Genomic DNA, 1,126 nt, shown 5'->3' with positions numbered 1-1,126 from the left:
ACGACACGAAGTTTCCGCTGCGTCGGGCGGCATGACGGTCGTGATTGATCAGGAGGGGCACACGGTGGACAATTGCTCCCTCCCACGTCTCCGTGTGACGGAGTCGCTGCCGGTAGCCGTCATAGAGCCTGCCCCCGGGACGGTTGGGATACCCGGTGACCACGTGGACATCGTGGCCGTCGGCGACGAGCCTCCGGCACAGCTCGTTCACCGTGATCGCGGGCTCAGGATGGAAGAACTGACTGACGATGACGATCCTCATCCGGCGTCTTGCTCCTTCGTCGTGATGCGGACGGACTCGAACTTCGCTGAGACGACTCCGACGTCGTATGCGAGCGCTTCGGGGTTGGGCTCCAGTCCCAGGGCCTGCTGGACGTAGAGCAGGGGGACGTCGGCCCCAGCCAGATGGACGAACGGGTAGCCGCCCCCAAACCGGGGGTTGATGTCGATGACCGACACCGTCCCGTTGGAGGTTACGAACATGTCGGTGTCGACAATCCCTCGCACCTCCATCAGCCGTGCCAAGTCAGCGGCTACCCTCTGGAAAGGTTCAGCGTTCGCCGACACGGCCTTGTCCGTCTCGCCCGCACGCATTCGATATTTGCGTCGAGCCAGGACACCGTGGAGGACCCCGGGAGCCTTCAGGTCACAGACCAGGTCGACGCCATACTCGTGTCCGTCGAGGCGAGGCTGGACGACGACCCGCCGACGAGGGTCACCGTCCCCCTGACGGCCCTGGTGAAGTCCGGGCGCTGCGTTCCACGGCCTGATGGATGCCCTCCCCCACGGCGAACTCGACCCCCGACGAGCCCGAACCAAAGCGATGCTTGACGACCACCGGCTCCTCGTCCCGGGCGAGCACGCGGATGGCGTCCTCGTCGTCCCCAAGGACCGTCCATGGAGTGGGGATTCCATGCGACGAGAGCTCCTCGTACATCTGGTGCTTATCCGATGACGCCGAGGTCCACCGCGTCCCCACACCGGGCACCAAGACACCCCGGGTCCGGAGGCGTGCAGCGATGCCCTTGCCCAGACGCTCAATCTCGTAGTCGTTGAGCGGCACGTAGAGGTCCGGGGCCACGTCGTCGATCATGGCCCAGAATGCCTGCTCGAAGTCCGGGTCGTC

2 protein-coding genes and 1 pseudogene are annotated in these 1,126 nt (G+C 65.3%); all 3 read right to left on the bottom strand.

Going from position 1 to position 1,126, the window contains the following annotated elements:
* Positions 1-262, bottom strand: a pseudogene (locus AB0L75_RS44415) (hypothetical protein); the annotation flags it as partial.
* Positions 259-819 carry an ATP-grasp domain-containing protein gene (locus AB0L75_RS44410; RefSeq protein ID WP_365191967.1) on the bottom strand — a complete coding sequence of 187 codons (561 nt, stop codon included), beginning with the start codon at positions 817-819 and terminating at the stop codon, positions 259-261. The pseudogene AB0L75_RS44415 and the gene AB0L75_RS44410, both read right to left, overlap by 4 nt.
* A partial coding sequence (locus AB0L75_RS44405) for an ATP-grasp domain-containing protein (protein WP_365191966.1) occupies positions 716-1,126 on the bottom strand: 411 nt, incomplete at its 5' end. The genes AB0L75_RS44405 and AB0L75_RS44410, both read right to left, overlap by 104 nt.

It is taken from the genome of Streptomyces sp. NPDC052101 (assembly GCF_040680235.1).
GTDB lineage: Bacteria > Actinomycetota > Actinomycetes > Streptomycetales > Streptomycetaceae > Streptomyces.
The sequence above is the reverse complement of the archived record's forward strand: the minus strand, read 5'-3'. Positions and strand labels throughout refer to the sequence as shown.